23 protein-coding genes and 1 pseudogene are annotated in these 18,073 nt (G+C 36.7%); all 24 read left to right on the top strand.

Annotated features, from left to right (window positions below; all coding sequences use genetic code 11):
• The gene (codY, locus tag ABDZ84_RS13205) at positions 1-780 is read left to right on the top strand and encodes a GTP-sensing pleiotropic transcriptional regulator CodY (protein ID WP_026680886.1); all 780 of its coding nucleotides are present in this window, start codon (positions 1-3) and stop codon (positions 778-780) included.
• A 420-nt stretch (positions 781-1,200) separates the two neighbouring features.
• Positions 1,201-1,593, top strand: coding sequence for a flagellar basal body rod protein FlgB (flgB, locus tag ABDZ84_RS13200; RefSeq protein ID WP_121605227.1), 393 nt, complete (start codon positions 1,201-1,203; stop codon positions 1,591-1,593).
• Between the two features lies 1 nt (position 1,594).
• Positions 1,595-2,044: a flagellar basal body rod protein FlgC gene (gene flgC, locus ABDZ84_RS13195; protein WP_026680888.1), complete on the top strand. Its 450-nt coding sequence runs from the start codon at positions 1,595-1,597 to the stop codon at positions 2,042-2,044.
• Positions 2,045-2,062: 18 nt separating this feature from the next.
• Complete coding sequence (gene fliE / locus ABDZ84_RS13190) at positions 2,063-2,371, top strand: flagellar hook-basal body complex protein FliE (protein WP_051388306.1); 309 nt, start codon at positions 2,063-2,065, stop codon at positions 2,369-2,371.
• Between the two features lie 54 nt (positions 2,372-2,425).
• Positions 2,426-4,021, top strand: a complete 1,596-nt coding sequence (gene fliF, locus ABDZ84_RS13185) for a flagellar basal-body MS-ring/collar protein FliF (RefSeq protein WP_026680890.1) — start codon at positions 2,426-2,428, stop codon at positions 4,019-4,021.
• 12 nt (positions 4,022-4,033) lie between these two features.
• On the top strand, positions 4,034-5,047 hold the full coding sequence (gene fliG, locus ABDZ84_RS13180; protein WP_026680891.1) for a flagellar motor switch protein FliG: 1,014 nt from the start codon (positions 4,034-4,036) through the stop codon (positions 5,045-5,047).
• Entirely contained in the window at positions 5,040-5,792 is a 753-nt protein-coding gene (fliH, locus tag ABDZ84_RS13175) for a flagellar assembly protein FliH (RefSeq protein ID WP_343781838.1), read from the top strand. The genes fliG and fliH overlap by 8 nt, the downstream gene beginning before the upstream one ends.
• Positions 5,789-7,108: a flagellar protein export ATPase FliI gene (gene fliI / locus ABDZ84_RS13170; protein ID WP_026680893.1), complete on the top strand. Its 1,320-nt coding sequence runs from the start codon at positions 5,789-5,791 to the stop codon at positions 7,106-7,108. The genes fliH and fliI overlap by 4 nt, the downstream gene beginning before the upstream one ends.
• On the top strand, positions 7,108-7,554 hold the full coding sequence (gene fliJ / locus ABDZ84_RS13165) for a flagellar export protein FliJ (protein WP_026680894.1): 447 nt from the start codon (positions 7,108-7,110) through the stop codon (positions 7,552-7,554). Before fliI ends, fliJ begins: the two co-directional genes overlap by 1 nt.
• Positions 7,555-7,559: 5 nt before the next feature.
• Positions 7,560-8,159, top strand: coding sequence for a MotE family protein (locus ABDZ84_RS13160; protein WP_026680895.1), 600 nt, complete (start codon positions 7,560-7,562; stop codon positions 8,157-8,159).
• A gap of 28 nt (positions 8,160-8,187) precedes the next feature.
• Positions 8,188-9,471 (top strand): flagellar hook-length control protein FliK, encoded by a 1,284-nt coding sequence (locus tag ABDZ84_RS13155; RefSeq protein WP_166529882.1) that lies wholly within the window; start codon positions 8,188-8,190, stop codon positions 9,469-9,471.
• 11 nt (positions 9,472-9,482) lie between these two features.
• Entirely contained in the window at positions 9,483-9,980 is a 498-nt protein-coding gene (gene flgD / locus ABDZ84_RS13150; protein WP_026680897.1) for a flagellar hook assembly protein FlgD, read from the top strand.
• Between the two features lies 1 nt (position 9,981).
• Positions 9,982-10,362, top strand: a complete 381-nt coding sequence (locus ABDZ84_RS13145) for a TIGR02530 family flagellar biosynthesis protein (RefSeq protein WP_026680898.1) — start codon at positions 9,982-9,984, stop codon at positions 10,360-10,362.
• A gap of 84 nt (positions 10,363-10,446) precedes the next feature.
• A complete protein-coding gene (gene flgG / locus ABDZ84_RS13140; protein WP_026680899.1) occupies positions 10,447-11,238 on the top strand; it encodes a flagellar basal body rod protein FlgG in 792 nt (263 codons plus the stop codon).
• A gap of 42 nt (positions 11,239-11,280) precedes the next feature.
• Positions 11,281-11,499 (top strand): flagellar FlbD family protein, encoded by a 219-nt coding sequence (locus ABDZ84_RS13135; RefSeq protein ID WP_026680900.1) that lies wholly within the window; start codon positions 11,281-11,283, stop codon positions 11,497-11,499.
• On the top strand, positions 11,492-11,911 hold the full coding sequence (gene fliL / locus ABDZ84_RS13130) for a flagellar basal body-associated protein FliL (protein ID WP_026680901.1): 420 nt from the start codon (positions 11,492-11,494) through the stop codon (positions 11,909-11,911). The genes ABDZ84_RS13135 and fliL overlap by 8 nt, the downstream gene beginning before the upstream one ends.
• A 38-nt stretch (positions 11,912-11,949) precedes the next feature.
• Positions 11,950-12,948 (top strand): flagellar motor switch protein FliM, encoded by a 999-nt coding sequence (gene fliM, locus ABDZ84_RS13125; RefSeq protein ID WP_343781833.1) that lies wholly within the window; start codon positions 11,950-11,952, stop codon positions 12,946-12,948.
• The gene (gene fliY, locus ABDZ84_RS13120; RefSeq protein WP_026680903.1) at positions 12,938-14,065 is read left to right on the top strand and encodes a flagellar motor switch phosphatase FliY; all 1,128 of its coding nucleotides are present in this window, start codon (positions 12,938-12,940) and stop codon (positions 14,063-14,065) included. The genes fliM and fliY overlap by 11 nt, the downstream gene beginning before the upstream one ends.
• Before the next feature lie 29 nt (positions 14,066-14,094).
• Positions 14,095-14,457, top strand: coding sequence for a response regulator (locus ABDZ84_RS13115; RefSeq protein ID WP_026680904.1), 363 nt, complete (start codon positions 14,095-14,097; stop codon positions 14,455-14,457).
• Between the two features lie 17 nt (positions 14,458-14,474).
• Entirely contained in the window at positions 14,475-15,137 is a 663-nt protein-coding gene (locus ABDZ84_RS13110) for a flagellar biosynthetic protein FliO (RefSeq protein ID WP_343781830.1), read from the top strand.
• Positions 15,130-15,795, top strand: coding sequence for a flagellar type III secretion system pore protein FliP (gene fliP / locus ABDZ84_RS13105; RefSeq protein WP_026680906.1), 666 nt, complete (start codon positions 15,130-15,132; stop codon positions 15,793-15,795). The genes ABDZ84_RS13110 and fliP overlap by 8 nt, the downstream gene beginning before the upstream one ends.
• A 134-nt stretch (positions 15,796-15,929) precedes the next feature.
• A complete protein-coding gene (gene fliQ / locus ABDZ84_RS13100; protein ID WP_343781828.1) occupies positions 15,930-16,199 on the top strand; it encodes a flagellar biosynthesis protein FliQ in 270 nt (89 codons plus the stop codon).
• Positions 16,200-16,203: 4 nt separating this feature from the next.
• A complete protein-coding gene (gene fliR, locus ABDZ84_RS13095) occupies positions 16,204-16,983 on the top strand; it encodes a flagellar biosynthetic protein FliR (protein ID WP_343781826.1) in 780 nt (259 codons plus the stop codon).
• Position 16,984: 1 nt separating this feature from the next.
• Positions 16,985-18,064: pseudogene (flhB, locus tag ABDZ84_RS13090) on the top strand (flagellar biosynthesis protein FlhB).
• Positions 18,065-18,073 lie beyond the last annotated feature (9 nt).

The raw sequence follows: 18,073 nt of genomic DNA, 5'->3' as shown, positions 1-18,073 counted from the left end.
ATGGAACTATTAAATCGCGCAAGAAAAATTAATGCTATGCTACAAAAATCTACAGGAAAGTCAGTTGATTTCAATGACATGTCTGCTTCTTTAAGGGATGTTATCAAAGGTAATGTTTACATCCTAAGCAGACGAGGGAAGCTATTAGGCTTTGCAATCAATCAAGAGATTGAAAATGAGAGAATGAAATCAATGCTAGAGGATCGCCAATTTCCGGAAGCATACACGGAGGGACTATTTAATATTCATGAGACTACAGCTAACTTAGATATCGACAGTCCACAAACTGTTTTCCCAGTCGAAAACCGTGAATTATTCCAATCAGGCCTAACTACGATTGTACCTATTATTGGTGGCGGAGAGCGATTAGGAACGCTTGTATTAGGACGGTTAACAGAGAGCTTTAGTGAGGATGATCTACTATTAGCTGAATACGGTGCTACTGTTGTTGGTATGGAAATTCTTCATGAAAAAACAGAAGAAATTGAAATGGAAGCTAGAAGCAAAGCTGTTGTTCAAATGGCGATCAGCTCGCTATCATACAGTGAACTAGAGGCTATTGATCACATTTTTGAAGAATTAAACGGCAACGAAGGTCTACTCGTAGCTAGTAAAATTGCAGATAGAGTTGGGATCACAAGATCAGTTATTGTAAATGCGCTTAGAAAATTAGAAAGTGCTGGTGTCATTGAGTCTCGTTCTTTAGGTATGAAAGGTACGTATATAAAAGTACTTAACAATAATTTCTTAGTTGAATTAGAAAAATTACGTTCAAGATAAAACGATATGTATTATAGAATACAGTCAAAATAATAGAAAATCCGAAGCATTTTGCTTCGGATTTTTTGTTTGTAATTATGCATGAAATGTCAAGTAAATCTTTGGTCAATTTCAGGACTTTTTATACAAGGATTTTCTATTACATAAGAACTAGGTATAATTTAAAATTTAGTTATTCTTGCAATTTCGACATAAAAATCCTACTTTAACTTACGATTTTCAAGTTTAAAAAAATTAATTAACAAAAATAGGTAGTAATATGGTAAAATTGGCCTATGCAAAATTAACCATATTTTGTTCTTTCTGAGGAAAATGTCGAAAAGTAATAGACTTTGGCAAACATATGACTTAAACTATTCGTAGACAAGCAATATTTTATGTCTGTCGTAATGCAAACGTAACTTTTTAGGAGGGATCAATGTGAGTCTATTTGGTGGAACTATCCATACGCTAGAAAATTCGTTAAATTATGCCTCTGCCAAAAACCGGGCAATTTCAACGAATCTTGCAAATATTGACACACCAAATTATAAGGCAAAAGACGTCGTGTTTAAAAATGTATTATCCGATGCAATGGCTTCAAACATAGAGGCGAAACGAACTAATTCTAAACATCTTTCCTTTCAAAATAATTCTAATTCCTATAAGACAGTTACGAAGCAAAACACTTCTTACGGTCATAATGGCAATAATGTGGATGTTGACAAAGAGATGGCAGAATTAGCAGAAAATCAGATCTATTATCAAGCATTAGTCGACCGCATAAATGGTAAGTTTGGTAGTTTACAAACAGCTTTAAGGGGAGGAAGGTAATATGTCGATATTCAATGCACTTCACTCGAGTGCTAGTGCTCTTACTGCTCAAAGGCTTCGTATGGATGTCATTTCTTCTAATATTGCTAATGCTCAAACGACGCGAGCAACAGTGAATGAAGAAGGAGAATTTGAAGCGTATCGAAGAAAAATGGTTTCCCTAGAACCAGAGACCAATAGTTTTAAATCATTCTTACATAGAGCAACCGGTTCAGAAGCTACCGCGGGTGTTAAGGTTACGGAAATAACAGAAGATGAAAGTCCATTCAAGCAGGTATATAATCCAACGCATCCCGATGCGAATGAGAATGGATATGTGGAATTACCGAATGTTGATCCACTTAAAGAAATGGTGGACTTAATGAGCGCAACAAGATCATATGAAGCTAACATTACCTCAGTAAATGCTAGTAAATCCATGTTAATGAAAGCACTAGAGATTGGGAAATAAATGTAAAGGAGTTTTTCGATGATTCAGTCAATAGGCAATCAAATACCACAAGCACCAGTATCCTCACAACTAGATTCTAAGCCAGCAATTTCTATTGGGGAAGCACAGGGTAAGTTTGCAGCAGCTTTAAAGAATGCCATTAATGATGTCAATCAGGCACAAATTGCATCTGATCAAAAAACAGAAGCACTAGCTAATGGGAAAATCGATGACTTACACGATGTAATGATTACGGCACAAAAAGCTAGTATCACATTGGAAACTACCGTACAAGTCCAGAAAAAAGTAGTAGATGCCTATAAAGAAGTAATGAGCATGCAAGTATAATGATTTGCAATCATATATAGAAAAATTTACTACAGCACGTTAGTGGGGGAACTTATGAACGAGAAAATAAAGAACTGGAAAGACACTACTACGGCTTTCTGGAAGAATCGGACGAAAAGTCAAAAACGGATTTTTATAGGATCAATCATGATAGTTGTCCTTTTGATAGTAGGAATTCTATTCTTTTCCATGAATTCGAAATTTGTTCCACTATACAATAATTTGTCCATTCAGGAAGTTGGGCAGATAAAAACGGAACTAGATGCCAGAGGAGTTTCTTATGAATTAAAAGATGGGGGAACGACAATAACGGTTCCTGAACAACAAGTAGATTCATTACTCGTCGATTTAGCAGGGCAAGGCATCCCAAACAGTGGAAATATAGATTATTCCTTTTTTAGTGAGAATGCATCCTGGGGTGTAACAGAAAATGAATTTAACGTTATGAAGCTAGATGCAATGCAGACGGAGTTAGCTAATCTGATCAAAGGTATTGATGGGATACAAGATGCACAGGTGATGATTAATATGCCGGAGGATCCTGTATTTGTCAATGATACAAAACAAGAAGCGAGTGCATCAATTGTTATAAATACAGAGGCTGGCTATCAATTCCAAGAAGGACAAATAGATGGATTGTATCATTTAGTATCAAAGGCCGTCCCTAACTTACCAGCAGAAAATATAGCAATCACCAATCAGTATTTTGAAAGCTTTGAACAAAATGCTACTGCAGGAACTGGCGTACAGGATACACATACATATCAGCAAAATGTTAAAAAGGACATTGAAAAAGATATTCAGCAACGATTACAGCAGATGCTTGGAGCAATGGTAGGTCAAGGAAATGTCATTGTTTCCGTCACTTCTGATATTGATTTTACGCAAGAGAATCGTACTGAAGAAATTGTCGAACCAGTTGATCTAGAGAATATGGAAGGACTGCCAGTAAGTATTGAAACAATAAAAGAAACGTATACTGGTGAAGGTGCTGCAGCAGGAGGTACCGTAGGTACTGGGGATGAAGATATCGGTAACTATCAAGCGACGGATGATGGTGACAATGGTGAGTATGAAATGGCGAAAGAAACGATTAACAATGAATTTAATAAGATTCGAAAAAACATTGTTGAGAGTCCATATAAAGTGCGAGATTTAGGAATTCAAGTCGCTGTTAATAATGTTAAAACATCACAAGGAAAAGATGTAGAGTATTTAACACAGCAGGATGAAAACGCGGTTGAAGAGGGAATTAATTCGATTATGAACTCTATTATTACAACATCTATTGACGGGGAATATGCTGAGAACATTAACCCAGAAGAGAAAGTATCGATTGTCTTTCAAGAGTTTTCAGGTATGAAAAACGCTAAAGCTAGCACAACTCCTACTATACCAACTTGGCTATATATCGTAGGTGGGGGATTATTGCTCGCAATTATTGTCTTGATAGTATTCTTACTTCGCAGAAGAAAAGAAGAGGATGTTGAAGAGGAAGAGGTAGCTATCCAAGAGCCGATAGAAGTACCAGAAATCCCAGATCAAGAGGAATCGGAAACAACGATTCGTAAAAAACAATTAGAAAAGATAGCAAAAGAGAAACCAGAAGATTTTGCGAAATTACTAAGAAGCTGGATCGGAGAAGATTAGGAGGTATTACAATTGGCAAGACAAAAAGGTGTACTCACAGGTAAACAAAAAGCAGCAATTCTTTTAATCTCCTTAGGTCCAGATGTTTCGGCTCAAGTGTATAAGCATTTATCAGAAGAGGAGATCGAGAAGTTAAGTTTAGAAATCTCTTCCGTTAAGAAGGTAGATAGTAGTTTGAAAGAGGATGTGCTGGAGCAATTTCATCAAATTGCGGTAGCGCAGGATTATATTTCTCAAGGCGGTATTGGATATGCAAAAACCGTTTTAGAAAAAGCCTTTGGAAAACAAGAAGCTTCAAATATTATTAACCGCTTGACTTCTTCTTTACAAGTTAGACCATTTGATTTTGCTAGAAAAGCAGATCCGCAACAAGTTCTGAACTTTATACAGGGAGAGCATCCACAAACAATTGCTCTTGTGCTATCTTATCTAGATCCTGAGCAATCCGGTCAAATTCTCTCTGCATTGCCACAGGAGGTGCAAGCAGATGTCGCGAAACGGATAGCAACGATGAATTCGACCTCACCAGAAATTATTTCACAGGTCGAGCAGGTATTGGAAAAAAATATATCTTCTTCATTTACAGAAGACTACACACAAACTGGTGGAATTCAAGCTGTTGTTGAAGTGTTAAATGGTGTTGATAGAAGTACAGAACGAACGATTTTAGATGCTTTAGAAATCCAAGATCCAGAATTAGCTGATGAAATTAAGAAGCGGATGTTTGTATTTGAAGATATTGTTATTTTAGATAATCGCGCAATTCAACGTATCATTCGTGAAGTAGAAAATGAGGATCTACGTTTGTCATTGAAGGTTGCTAGTGATGAAGTGAAAGATATCGTCTTTAAGAATATGTCACAGCGTATGGCAGAAACCTTTAAAGAAGAAATGGAATACATGGGTCCAGTTCGTTTAAGAGATGTAGAGGAAGCACAAACAAGAATTGTTGCTATTATCCGAAGATTAGAGGATGTAGGTGAAATTGTTATTGCAAGGGGTGGAGGTGACGACATCATTGTCTAATTCATCTATTCGTAATGAAAGTAGGCAAATAAAAATTAAACCGATTAGCCTGCAACCTAGTGGTCAGCCAAAATCAGAATTAGAAGCAGCGTCCAAACAAGAAACGTTGCTTCAAGAAATTGAACAGGCACAAATTCAATTAGAAGAGTTAAAGAATCAATCACAGCAGCTTCTAGAAGAAACGGAAGCAGAAATTGAAAGCAAAAAGCAGGCATGGGAAACGGAAAAACAGACGTATATCGAAGCTGCTAGCAAGCAAGGTTTTTCTCGAGGTTATACAGATGGAGAATCAAAAAGTCTTGCTAAATATAAAAGTGACTTAGAAAAAGCTAATCAAATTATTGATACGGCAAGGAAAGACTATCAAGCGCTGATTGAGGATAATGTCGACACCATATTGGAAATCGCACTTCATACTGCTGAAAAGATTACAAAACAGAAAATTGATGAGGAACCTAACTCTTTCTTAGAAATTATTAATGCAGCAATAAAGGAATTAAAGGACCAATCGGTAATTTCCATTTACCTACACCCTAATCAGTATGAATCTGTTGTGCAGCATAAGGAAGAACTCGTCACGATAATTGAAAAGGATGCAAAGCTTGCCTTGTATGTTACGGATGAAGTAGAGGATTACGGTTGTATGATTAAGCATCCATTTGGGCAAATCGATGCAAGCGTTGATACACAGTTACAAGAAATCCGGCAAATACTATTTGAAGTTTCTGAGGAGAACAGACAATGAAGGTAGCGGATTATCTAACAGCAATTGATCAAGCAGATACCTACAAGCGGTATGGAAAAGTATTACGGGTTGTTGGAATTATGATTGAGTCAAAAGGTCCAGCAGCGAATGTCGGAGAAGTTTGTCTCATTCATTCCTCTTCTTCAAGCGGGAATCCTATTCTCTCGGAAGTAGTTGGCTTTAATAATGAAAAAATTATTCTAATGCCATATTCAGAGGTTGCAGAAATTGGACCCGGGTGCTTAGTAGAATCTACTGGCAAGGCATTAACAGTAAAAATTGGCCGTGGACTGATTGGCAAAGTAATAGATTCATTGGGAAACCCATTAGATCAAAGCCCTTTGCCGAAAGGTCTAGCAAATTATTTAACGGAGCAATCTCCTCCAAATCCAATGCTTCGCCCACCAATTGCACAACCAATGCAGGTTGGGATCAAAGCAGTTGACTCTTTACTGACTGTCGGAGAGGGACAGCGAATTGGAATATTTGCAGGAAGTGGTGTTGGAAAAAGTACATTACTAGGAATGATTGCTCGAAATAGTGGGGCAGATATTAATGTCATTGCATTAATCGGAGAACGCGGGCGAGAAGTAAGGGAGTTTATTGAAAAAGATTTAGGAGATGACGGACTAAAGAAATCGATTGTCGTTGTTGCTACTTCCGATCAACCAGCATTAATGCGAATAAAGGGAGCATATACAGCAACAGCAATAAGTGAATATTTTCGTGATCAAGGTTACCGTGTGAACCTAATGATGGACTCTGTTACACGTGTGGCTATGGCACAGCGTGAGGTTGGCTTGGCTACAGGTGAGCCGCCAACCACCAAAGGCTATACGCCCTCCGTATTTGCTACCTTGCCAAAATTGCTAGAACGAACCGGTACGAATGAAAATGGTACGGTTACAGCCTTCTATACCGTTTTGGTAGATGGAGATGATATGAATGAGCCGATTGCTGATACGGTACGTGGAATATTAGATGGTCATTTTGTAATGGATAGGAAATTAGCTGAGCGTGGACAATATCCAGCGATCAATGTGTTGAAATCTATTAGTCGTGTCATGAACCAAGTTGCAGATAACGAGCACAAGGAAACAGCTCAGGAGATACGTAAGCTCGTTGCTACTTATGAAGAAAATAGTGAACTGATTCAAATTGGCGCCTATAAACGAGGGACAGACAGTGAAATTGATCGAGCTATTTCTTATCACACTAAAATCCAATCGTTTCTTTCACAAGATATTTTTGAATATCATACACTTCAAGAATCGATTAATTCGATGAAAAACTTACTTCATGGAGGTGTAAGCTAATGGCGGAGACGGTTGTTTTATCCAAGATTTTACATATACGTGAAACCGAAAAAAAACACGCACAGAAGGCATATCAACAGTCTATTGATCTTTTTGAAAAAACAGCAACACAGCTCTATGAACTTCTTAAAAAGAAAGAAATGGCAGAGGAAGTATACGAGACTGCTCTTACGGAATCAACTACTCTTGATAAGTTAAAAGAACAATTTACTTATATCGAGCATTTAAATAATCATATTATGCACTTACAAGAAGAAGTCCAAAAGGCAAGATTCGATATGGAAGCAAAGCAATCCAAGCTCACAGATGCACATGTTGAGATGAAAAAATATGAAAAGATTATCGAAACTCGTAAGAAAGATGAAGCAGCAGCAAATCGCAAAAAGGAAAAGGCTACAATGGATGAGGTATCTATTCATCAATTTCTAAATCATAAAAATAGGTGAAGTGAATGGCAAAGAAAAACAATACAGATAAAAGAAAAATGAATCCTGTCCTATGGTTCCTCTTTGCAATTGTAATTCCTATTATCATTACAATTGCCCTAGCTACGGTCGTTTTGAGTATTGCTGGTATTGATGTTACCGGCTGGTTGAAGGATAAAGGTAATAATATACCGGTTGTTTCTTCATTCGTTGAAACAGATAAGGAAAAACAGTTGAAACGTGAAGATGAAAGCGTGAAAGCGATGATGTCTGATAAAGATGCTGAAATTGAGCAGCTAAAGGTGGATCTTACAGATAAGGAAGCTACTGTTGAACAGCTCGAACAAGAAATAATGAAGCTTGAAAATAATCAAGCTAATGAAAATGAAGAGCAGTCTGATGACGAACAGGTGAAAAAAGAGGTAACCACTGTCAAAACAATCGCCAATTCTTTTAAAGATATGGATCCTGATCAAGCAGCTAATATTTTACAAGAGCTTGAACAAGAAACGGCATTAGCAATAATGAAGGAATTGTCAAATGATACTCGTGGCAGCATTCTAGAGTCAATGAATGCAGAAACAGCTGCAAAGCTAACACAACAATTTATTAACAGTGGAAATTAATGTAATTGTATTGAAAGGAGGTGAAATAATGAACGCAATTGGGATGCTCTTTCAGCAATTACAAACTTCGAATCCAATGATGAAGCAAGATAGTCAATTAGGCCATACAAATGAGGAAGCTCAACCGTTTCAAGACCTATTACTTAGTAAGCAGCAATTACAAGAGGCAGCAAATAAGCTACTTCAAATGGGAATGCAATCCCAAGAGAACCAGCAAGATACACCAAGTATACCCTTTGAAACGATAGATATGACTTTCTTTAACATGCTATCCACATTAGATGGGAAAGAATTGACAGACAATAGGGTAGTAGGAAGCGAGCAAGAGAATGAAGGGCATGTCGAATCCAATGAAGAGACGGCGACGTGGATGCTACCTGCGCTTTTAACAGGCGACATCGAAGTACAACAGTTAGAACCTTCTTTACAACAGCAATTAGCGAGTATTTTTGCAAAGGTGGAAGCTGTTGTTTCGCAAATATCGAACAAGCAAGAGTTAATGAAGGCATCCACTAAACTCCTGCCATTATTACAGCAGTGGACAGATTCGGTGAAAGGTACAGAAAAGGTCTCTGTCGAGCAATTTTTAGCTAGTAAACCAGCAGATTCGAAAGAAAAAATAGTTTGGCAACAACTCTTACAAGCATTTGAAAAACGAAATCAAATAGCGCAAAAATTGCCTTATCATACGGATGCTAAAGTTACGAGCGCAGATGTTGCAAAATGGTTAGACCATGCACTAGAGACATTTTCATCGAAAAAAGATAGTATAGCTTATTCTCAAGTAGTAAATCAAGCAAATGTATCAACATTACCTATGGCAAAAATGGAGCAGCACATGATCTACTTAAACCCTAGCCAGCAGAACATGAATAATTCTGGACAAGAACTCATTCAGCAATTTCAGAAGATCATGAAGTCTAGTAAGTTCTTGACAATGGCGAATGGAAGTAATCAACTTCAAATTACCTTGCGTCCACAAAATTTAGGGGATATGGTTGTTCGCTTAACTCAAATGGATGGGCAGATGACAGTAAAGATCTTAGTAAGCTCACAGGTTACTAAAGATATGCTTGAGTCAAATATGCATCAACTAAGAAGTATGTTCTCACCTCAGCAAGTAGTTGTAGAGAAGCAAGAGATTCAGTTTCAACAGGGACAGCAAGTTCTTAAGGATACAGGATCTGAAGCCGATTCACAGCAATTTAGAGAACAGGATCAGCACGGAAATGACTCTCAAGAGAGTGAAAATAATCAGAATGAAGACTTTGCTACACAGTTTGAAGAACTATTATTAAATGAACAAGTATAGGAGGTGTTTATATGACAAAGATAGATCCATCATTATACTTGTCTAATCAACCTAGTAGATCGCCAAGCCCTGAATTAGGTAAGGATGAATTTTTGAAAATATTAATGACACAATTACAAAGTCAGGATCCAACAAATCCGATGGATGATCGAGAATTTATCTCGCAAATGGCGGAGTTCAGTTCATTAGAGCAAATGATGAATATGACTAATTCCATCGATACACTCGTACAAAGTCAGCTTGTCTCACCAGTAATTAAATATAGCCATATGATTGGAAAAGAAGTAACCTACCAAGCTTATGATGAAGAAACTGGTGAAAAGCTAGATATCGAAACAAGTAAAGTAATAGCTGTTAGTCAAAAGGATGGTTGGGCAATTTTAGAGTTAGAAAATGGGGAAAAGATCTATGCAGATGCAGCTATTCAAGTAAGTAATCCAGATAGTAGTGAAAATAATGGAGAGGATCCAACTGATCCAGAAAATCCGGAGGATGAAGAAAGTGAATAATATAGATCACCGGATTCATCAGTTGCCCCAGCAGGCTTTACAGATTCCTGGTGCTAAACATCCAAATAACCAAGTAAACAGGGCGAGCTTTAAGGATTTATTAACATCTGAATTGGGCTTAAAAGAGCTCAAAGTTAGTAAACATGCTACGGAGCGTTTACAGGAACGAAATATTCATATCGATAAGCACCAATGGCAAGTCATTGAAAGCAAAATGGCGGAGGCAAAGCAAAAAGGAATTACTGACTCGCTTGTTGTTTTGGATAATGCAGCATTACTTGTAAGTACGAAAAACAATACTGTTGTTACTGCGATGGATCGAAAAGAAGCCACAAGTCGAATATTTACGAATATTAATGGAACGATTTTGATTGAGAAATAAGGCTGGACCCTTTTTAGGGAGGCCATCAGCTGTTGAATGATAGAAGCAGCCAATAAATTGATAACCAAAAAGGGGAAATGAACTATGTTACGTTCAATGTATGCAGGAATATCAGGCATGAAAGGATTCCAAACAAAGCTAGATGTAATAGGTAATAATATTGCTAATGTAAATACATCTGGATTTAAAAAAGGAAGAGTAACTTTCCAAGACATGATGAGTCAGACTACTTCTGGTGCTCAAGGACCAACTGCTGGTCGCGGTGGTGTAAACCCAGCTCAGGTAGGTTTAGGTTCGCAACTCGGTTCAATTGACAACATCCATTCACAAGGGTTTAGACAAACAACTACTAGAGCATTAGATCTTGCTTTAGAGGGAGATGGAATGTTCGTTTTAGAAGGTAATGGAACGACGTATTACACGCGGGCAGGTAATTTTTACTTGGATACGAATGGTGACATTGTTAATTCAGATGGATTGTATTTACAAGATGTTAATAACGAAAAGATAAATATTCCAGACGATGCAAAAAGCTTTAGTATTGAATCAGATGGTACCGTAACTTATACAAATGAAGATGGGGACACAGAGACCGCTGGTCAAATCGGTTTAGCAAGCTTTGCTAATCCAGCAGGTTTAGAAAAAGCGGGAAGTAATCTTTTCTTAAATACGGAAAATGCCGGGTTTAATGGAATTGTTACTCCTGAAACAGATGGTACAGCGTCGATTGTAAGTGGCGCACTCGAAATGTCAAACGTTGATTTATCGGAAGAATTCACGGAAATGATTACAGCACAACGTGGTTTCCAAGCGAATACTCGAATAATAACAACATCAGATGAAATACTCCAGGAACTAGTAAATCTAAAACGATAGTAAGGGGGTAGGGAGTGTGATAAACACACTCCCGCCTAAATAATGATTTCTTTAACTCGATTAAATGGCGAACCATTTACTTTAAATGCGATCCTGATTGAACAGGTTCAAGAATTTCCAGATACAACGATCACCTTAACAAATGGTAAGAAATTAGTAGTAAAAAACTCTCATGCGGAAGTACTTCAATTAGTAATGGCCTATTATCAACAAATTGGTATACAAAGAGCACAAAGGGAGGTAAAGAAAGACGATGAGTAGTTTAATGAAAACAATGATCTCTTCATTGGCGGTATTGGCGATTGTGGGAATAGCTGCATTTGTAGTGGTATGGAATATGAACGCGGACGATCAAAAGGGATCTGCAGCATCTATTGATAAGATCGAAGAATTTTCTTATGAAACACCTGAAATAACAACAGATTTAGAGGATGGAAGTTTTGTTCGTATTCAGTTTCAAGTGATTACGAATAGGAAGGAAGCTAAAGAAGAAATTAGTAAGCGGGATTTTCAATTAAAAAACATTTTAATCAAAGAATTGGCTACAATGCAGGAAGAAGATTTCAAGAGTGGCTTAGGTGATTTAGAAGAAGTTGTTAAAACAAAGTTAAATGAAGTAATGACAACTGGAAAAATCACAGATGTATATACGATAAGCAAAATCTTACAATAAATAATTTATTTAGGACTCCACGATGGAGGTGAATATACTTGGTAGATGAAGTTCTTTCTCAAAATGAGATTGATGCCCTATTATCCGCAATTACTTCAGGTGAAATGGATGCGGAGGAATTAAAAAAAGAAGATAAAGAAAAGAAAGTTCGAGTATATGATTTTAAACGAGCATTACGATTTTCCAAGGATCAAATCCGCAGTATATCGCGAATTCATGAAAATTATGCACGACTATTAACTACCTTTTTTTCAGCACAATTAAGGACGTACATCAATATTACTGTTGCGTCAGTGGATCAGATTCCTTATGAAGAATTTATTCGTTCTGTTCCAAAAATGACTATTCTTAATACATATAGTGTCGAACCCTTAGAAGGTAGACTAGTAATGGAAGTTAACCCAAATATTGCTTATGCCATGCTTGATCGAACATTGGGCGGTATGGGAAGTGGAGTTAATAAAGTAGAAAACTTAACGGAAATCGAAACAATTCTAATGACACAGTTATTTGAAAAGGCAATTACCAATCTTCAAGAGGCGTGGGCTACCATTGTAGATATTGATCCAGTATTAGAAGATTTTGAAGTCAATCCACAATTTTTGCAGATGGTATCACCTAATGAAACGGTTGTGGTTGTTTCACTGAATACAACAATTGGTGAAGAAAGTGGCATGATTAATATTTGTATACCTCATATTGTGCTTGAACCAATTATTTCCAAGCTTTCGGTACATTACTGGATGCAAACATCTAGTAAAGAAAGAGACGTAGATGCATATGAAAAGTTAACAAAGAACTTACAACAAGCACAAATTGAAGTAAAAGCACTATTAGGAGAATCTACAATTTCAATTGAGCAATTTCTGAACTTAAATAAAGATGATGTTATCGGGTTGGATAATAGAATAGAAAGCCCGCTAATATTGGCGGTAAATGATGCGCCAAAATTCTATGTACAGCCTGGTAAATATAAAAATAAAATGTCTGTTCAAATAATGGAAGAATTTAAAGGGGGGAACGAACATGGCGAATGACGGGATGCTTTCTCAAGATGAAATAGATGCATTATTAAAAGTTAGTTCTGATGAAGATGAAGAAGTAGAGAAAAACCCTACCAATGATCATCTATCAACAATTGAAGAGGATACGTTGGGGGAAATTGGCAATATTTCATTTGGAAGCTCTGCTACGACTTTATCGACATTATTAAATCAAAAGGTAGAAATAACAACACCGAAAGTTTCTGTCATGGAACAAAAGGAATTAGAGGCCTTTACATTTGAACCAGTAAGCGTTCAGGTTAACTATATAGAAGGGTTTACGGGTAGAAATGTGTTTGTGATCAAGGCCGAGGATGCTGCCATCATTTCCGATATCATGCTTGGTGGAGACGGTACAAAACCATCAGAAGAATTAAATGAAATTCACTTAAGTGCAGTACAAGAGGCAATGAATCAGATGATGGGTGCTGCAGCAACTAGTATGTCAACGGTCTTTAATAAGAAGGTAGATATATCACCACCAACGATTCATCTAGAAAATCCAGACAATCAGTCAGAAGCAGTACTTGATGAGAATCCTTTTGTTAAAGTTTCCTTCCAATTAAAGGTTGGTAATTTAATAGATTCTAATATCATGCAGCTCATGCCAATTCAATTCGCAAAAAATTTGGTTGATCAGTTATTAAATAGTGAACCAGCGGAACAAGAATCAGCTGTAGCGCTTGAGCAGGTGGAGGTGCCTATGTCTACAAATAAGCAAAGTCAATCCGTCTCATCTGAGGAGGTAAGAGAGGAACCGCAATACTTAGGTAATGCTGTTTCAGCACATAAATCAGTGCAAAAGGCTGATTTTTCCAACTTTGACCAGGTTGCATTAAATAATACCGAGCAACGGAATCTAGATATGCTTTTGGATATCCCGCTTAAGGTAACTGTAGAGCTTGGGAGGACAAAACGAACAATTAAGGATATTTTGGATTTGTCTTCTGGTTCCATTATTGAATTAGATAAGTTAGCAGGAGAGCCTGTCGATATATTAGTAAATGAAAAACTAATTGCTACTGGAGAAGTAGTTGTTATTGATGAAAACTTTGGCGTTCGTGTTACGGACATACTTAGTCAATCAGATAGAATAATGAAATTAAAATAATATCTTATTATACATAGGAGGATTTACGAATGGCACACCGTATTCTAATTGTTGATGATGCAGCTTTCATGCGAATGATGATTAAAGATATTTTAACTAAAAATGGGTTTGAGGTAGTAGGTGAAGCACAAGATGGTGCACAGGCGGTAGAAAAATATAATGAGCTTATGCCAGATCTTGTGACGATGGATATAACCATGCCTGAAAAAGATGGGATTTCAGCATTAAAGGAAATTCAAGCTAGTCATCCTGAAGCGAAAATAATTATGTGCTCTGCAATGGGGCAGCAAGCAATGGTTATTGATGCGATCCAAGCAGGAGCTAAAGATTTTATCGTTAAACCATTTCAGGCGGATCGTGTTTTAGAAGCAATTCAAAAGGCATTGAACTAAAAAGTGAGTGAATACTATTGAATAAATCGTTACGGTTTTGCATTCTACTGACTATTATTCTATTTTCATTTACTGTTTCCATAAAAGTAGATGCAGCAACCAAATCTGTTACTGATTGTTTAGAGAAAAATGCTGATTGCGAGCAACCAGCAGAGTCATCGACGGAAGATGGAGACACGGAGAAATCAACACTCTTATCGACGGAAGAAGATACAGAACCATTTTGGGTTAATTTTATAAAGCTATTTTTTGCTTTAGCACTCATATTGGGGCTGATCTATTTACTGTTAAAATTTTTAAAGAAGAAAAATGCCTTGTTTAATCAAGTGAAGTCACTAGAAAACCTTGGCGGTATTTCTGTTGGGCAAAACAAGTCAATTCAAATTATTCGTGTTGGTAGCAAGTTCTATCTTATTGGGGTTGGAGATAATGTAGAAATGCTTCAAGAGATTGACGATGAAGCATTAATGGAAGATTTGTTGAAAAGAAATACAACCGATGCCAATAGTCCATTATCAACTCTCGTCCAACGGGTAACCACAAAAGAAACTACCAATTCAGATTCTATACATTCGAAACAGAATTTTAAAGGTCATTTTGTGAACGAGCTGGATAAACTAAAAAAAAATAGAACCCAATTGATCCAACAGTATAAACAAAAGGAAGATCAGAATGAATGAATTTATCGATATGTTTTCCAGTTCCGATCCGGCAAATATCTCAACATCAGTTAAATTAATTCTTCTATTAACTGTATTGTCACTAGCACCAAGTATATTAATTTTGATGACGAGCTTTACTAGAATAATTATTGTGTTGTCATTTGTTCGTACGTCATTGGCGACACAGCAAATGCCACCAAATCAAGTACTAATTGGACTTGCGTTATTTTTAACGTTTTTCATTATGGCTCCAGTTTTCAATGAGGTGTATGACGAAGCATTAGAACCATTATTTGCCGAAGAGATTACGTTAGATGAAGCGTATGATCAAGCGAGTATACCCATAAAGGATTTTATGGCGGAGCATACGCGTCAGAAAGATTTAGCGCTTTTTATGAATTATGCAGAATTGGAACGTCCTGAAACTGTTCAGGACATTCCACTGACAACATTAGTACCTGCATTTGCAATAAGCGAATTGAAGACAGCATTTCAAATGGGGTTTATGATATTTGTTCCATTTTTAATCATTGATATGGCTGTTGCCAGTGTATTAATGTCGATGGGGATGATGATGCTTCCCCCAGTAATGATTTCTTTACCTTTTAAAATTCTATTATTTGTTCTTGTAGATGGCTGGTATTTAATTACCCACTCACTGTTGGATGGATTCTAATCTTAGGATGGACTGGTAGGTGGTATTCATGAAATGTTTCATAATTAGATTAGAGCATGCTGGAAACCACTTTGGAATGTTGCAACTAAAGTCATACTGCGAGTTGTATTCAGCATTAAGGAGGCTTTGCTCCCATGAGCAGTGAGTTCGTATTAACTTTGGCAGAAAAAGGTGTTTATACCATTCTATTAGTTACAAGTCCTTTGCTATTATTAGCTTTGGCTGTTGGATTACTGGTAAGTATCTTTCAAGCTACAACACAGATACAGGAACAAACGTTGGCGTTTATTCCCAAGATTGTGGCAGTACTGGTTGGTCTTGTATTCTTTGGGCCTTGGATGCTTACAGAAATGGTAGAATTCACATCCGAATTGTTTAAAAATATAAATCAGTTTGTAGGGTAATTGTATGCTAGAAATAATTAATGTTAATAGTATCTCTGTATTTTTGTTAATTCTTGTAAGAGTAGTAGCTTTTTTTGCTACAATGCCGTTGTTCTCTTATCGAACAATTCCGAGACTGTTTAAGCTAGGATTCAGTTTCTTCTTGGCTTTTCTAATGTTTTACACAGTGAATGCACCTTCCATACCAGTAGATGAAATGTATCTGTTATTAATCGTAAAAGAAGCTTTGGTAGGACTTTTTATCGGATTAATAGCCTATATTATCTTATCTGCTGTTCAAATTGCAGGCGGATTTATCGATTTTCAGATGGGGTTCGCAATAGCCAATGTTATTGATCCGCAAACTGGTGCTCAGAGTCCATTAACAGGACAGTACTTCTATATTATTGCTTTACTCTTTTTATTATCGGTAAATGGTCATCATATTTTAATAGATGGGATTGTAAATAGCTACCAATTTATACCAATAGATGCTTTTATCCCATTTCAAAATGAAAATATAGTTACATTTGTCATTGATACATTTAATAAAATGTTCCTTATTGCATTTCAAATTGCAATTCCAATTGTAGGTTGTTTATTTCTTGTTGACGTTGCCTTAGGTATTATAGCTAGAACTGTGCCTCAGTTAAATGTTTTTGTAGTAGGATTACCATTGAAAATTTTAGTGAGCTTTGTTGCCTTGTTATTTTTTATGAGTTTATATGTTGTTTTAGTGAAGAACTTGTTTGAAATTTTATTTGCTACAATCCGCAGCCTAATGCAATTGTTCGGAGGTGCTTAACTTGCAATTGAAACTCGATTTACAATTCTTTGCTGGTGAAAAGACAGAAAAAGCTACCCCGAAGAAAAGGCAGGATGAGCGAAAAAAAGGAAAGGTAGCCAAAAGTCAGGATGTTAATACAGCTTTTCTACTTTTATTCGCTTTTATCATTCTCTTTGTGTTCGGCGATTCCATGAAGAATAGTATGATGAGATTATATTAGCATACTTTTACAGAGTTTATTCATTGGGATGTAACGGAAGAGACAGTACATAAAGTATTTTCAGGAGCAGCGATGGAAGTATCGAAAATGCTCGCACCACTTATGATAATTGCTATTGTAGCTGGCTTCGCTTCAAACTTTTTACAAATTGGCTTTTTGTTTACAACAGAGCCATTAAAGTTTGATTTAAAAAAAATCGATCCAATTCAAGGAGCGAAGCGTATATTTTCATTACGTGCATTAGTTGAACTTCTTAAGTCATTATTGAAAATTGTCTGTATTGGCGCTGTGACATTTACAGTGATATGGATATATAAGGACGATATGATGATGCTGTCCTTTAAAACAGTAGACAATGCACTTGGTTTTTTTGGGCAGGTTACGATGGTCATGGGAATAACAGCAATAATCGTATTATTATTTTTGGCCGTTTTTGATTATGCTTATCAACGTTATGACTATGAGAAAAACATGAAAATGTCAAAGCAAGACGTTAAGGATGAATATAAGAACATTGAAGGTGACCCACTTATAAAGTCGAAAATTAAAGAAAAGCAAAGACAAATGGCTACACGCAGAATGATGAGCGAGGTGCCCAATGCAGATGTAGTCATTACGAACCCGACCCACTTTGCAATTGCTATTAAATATGATGAGGCAAAAGCTGAAGCGCCATATATTTTAGCTAAAGGGATTGATGAGGTGGCGTTGAAGATTAAAGAAATAGCTCGTACAAATGAAGTAATGACGGTTGAGAATCGTCCCTTAGCACGATCTCTATATAGAGCAGTTGAAATAGGGGATGTAATTCCTGAAGAATTCTTTCAGGCTGTAGCAGAAATTTTGGCTTATGTATATAAGCTGGAGAAAAAAGTTTAAGCAATAAGG

The organism is Virgibacillus salarius (assembly GCF_039521925.1).
Classification (GTDB): Bacteria; Bacillota; Bacilli; order Bacillales; family Amphibacillaceae; genus Virgibacillus; species Virgibacillus salarius.
The sequence above is the reverse complement of the archived record's forward strand: the minus strand, read 5'-3'. Positions and strand labels throughout refer to the sequence as shown.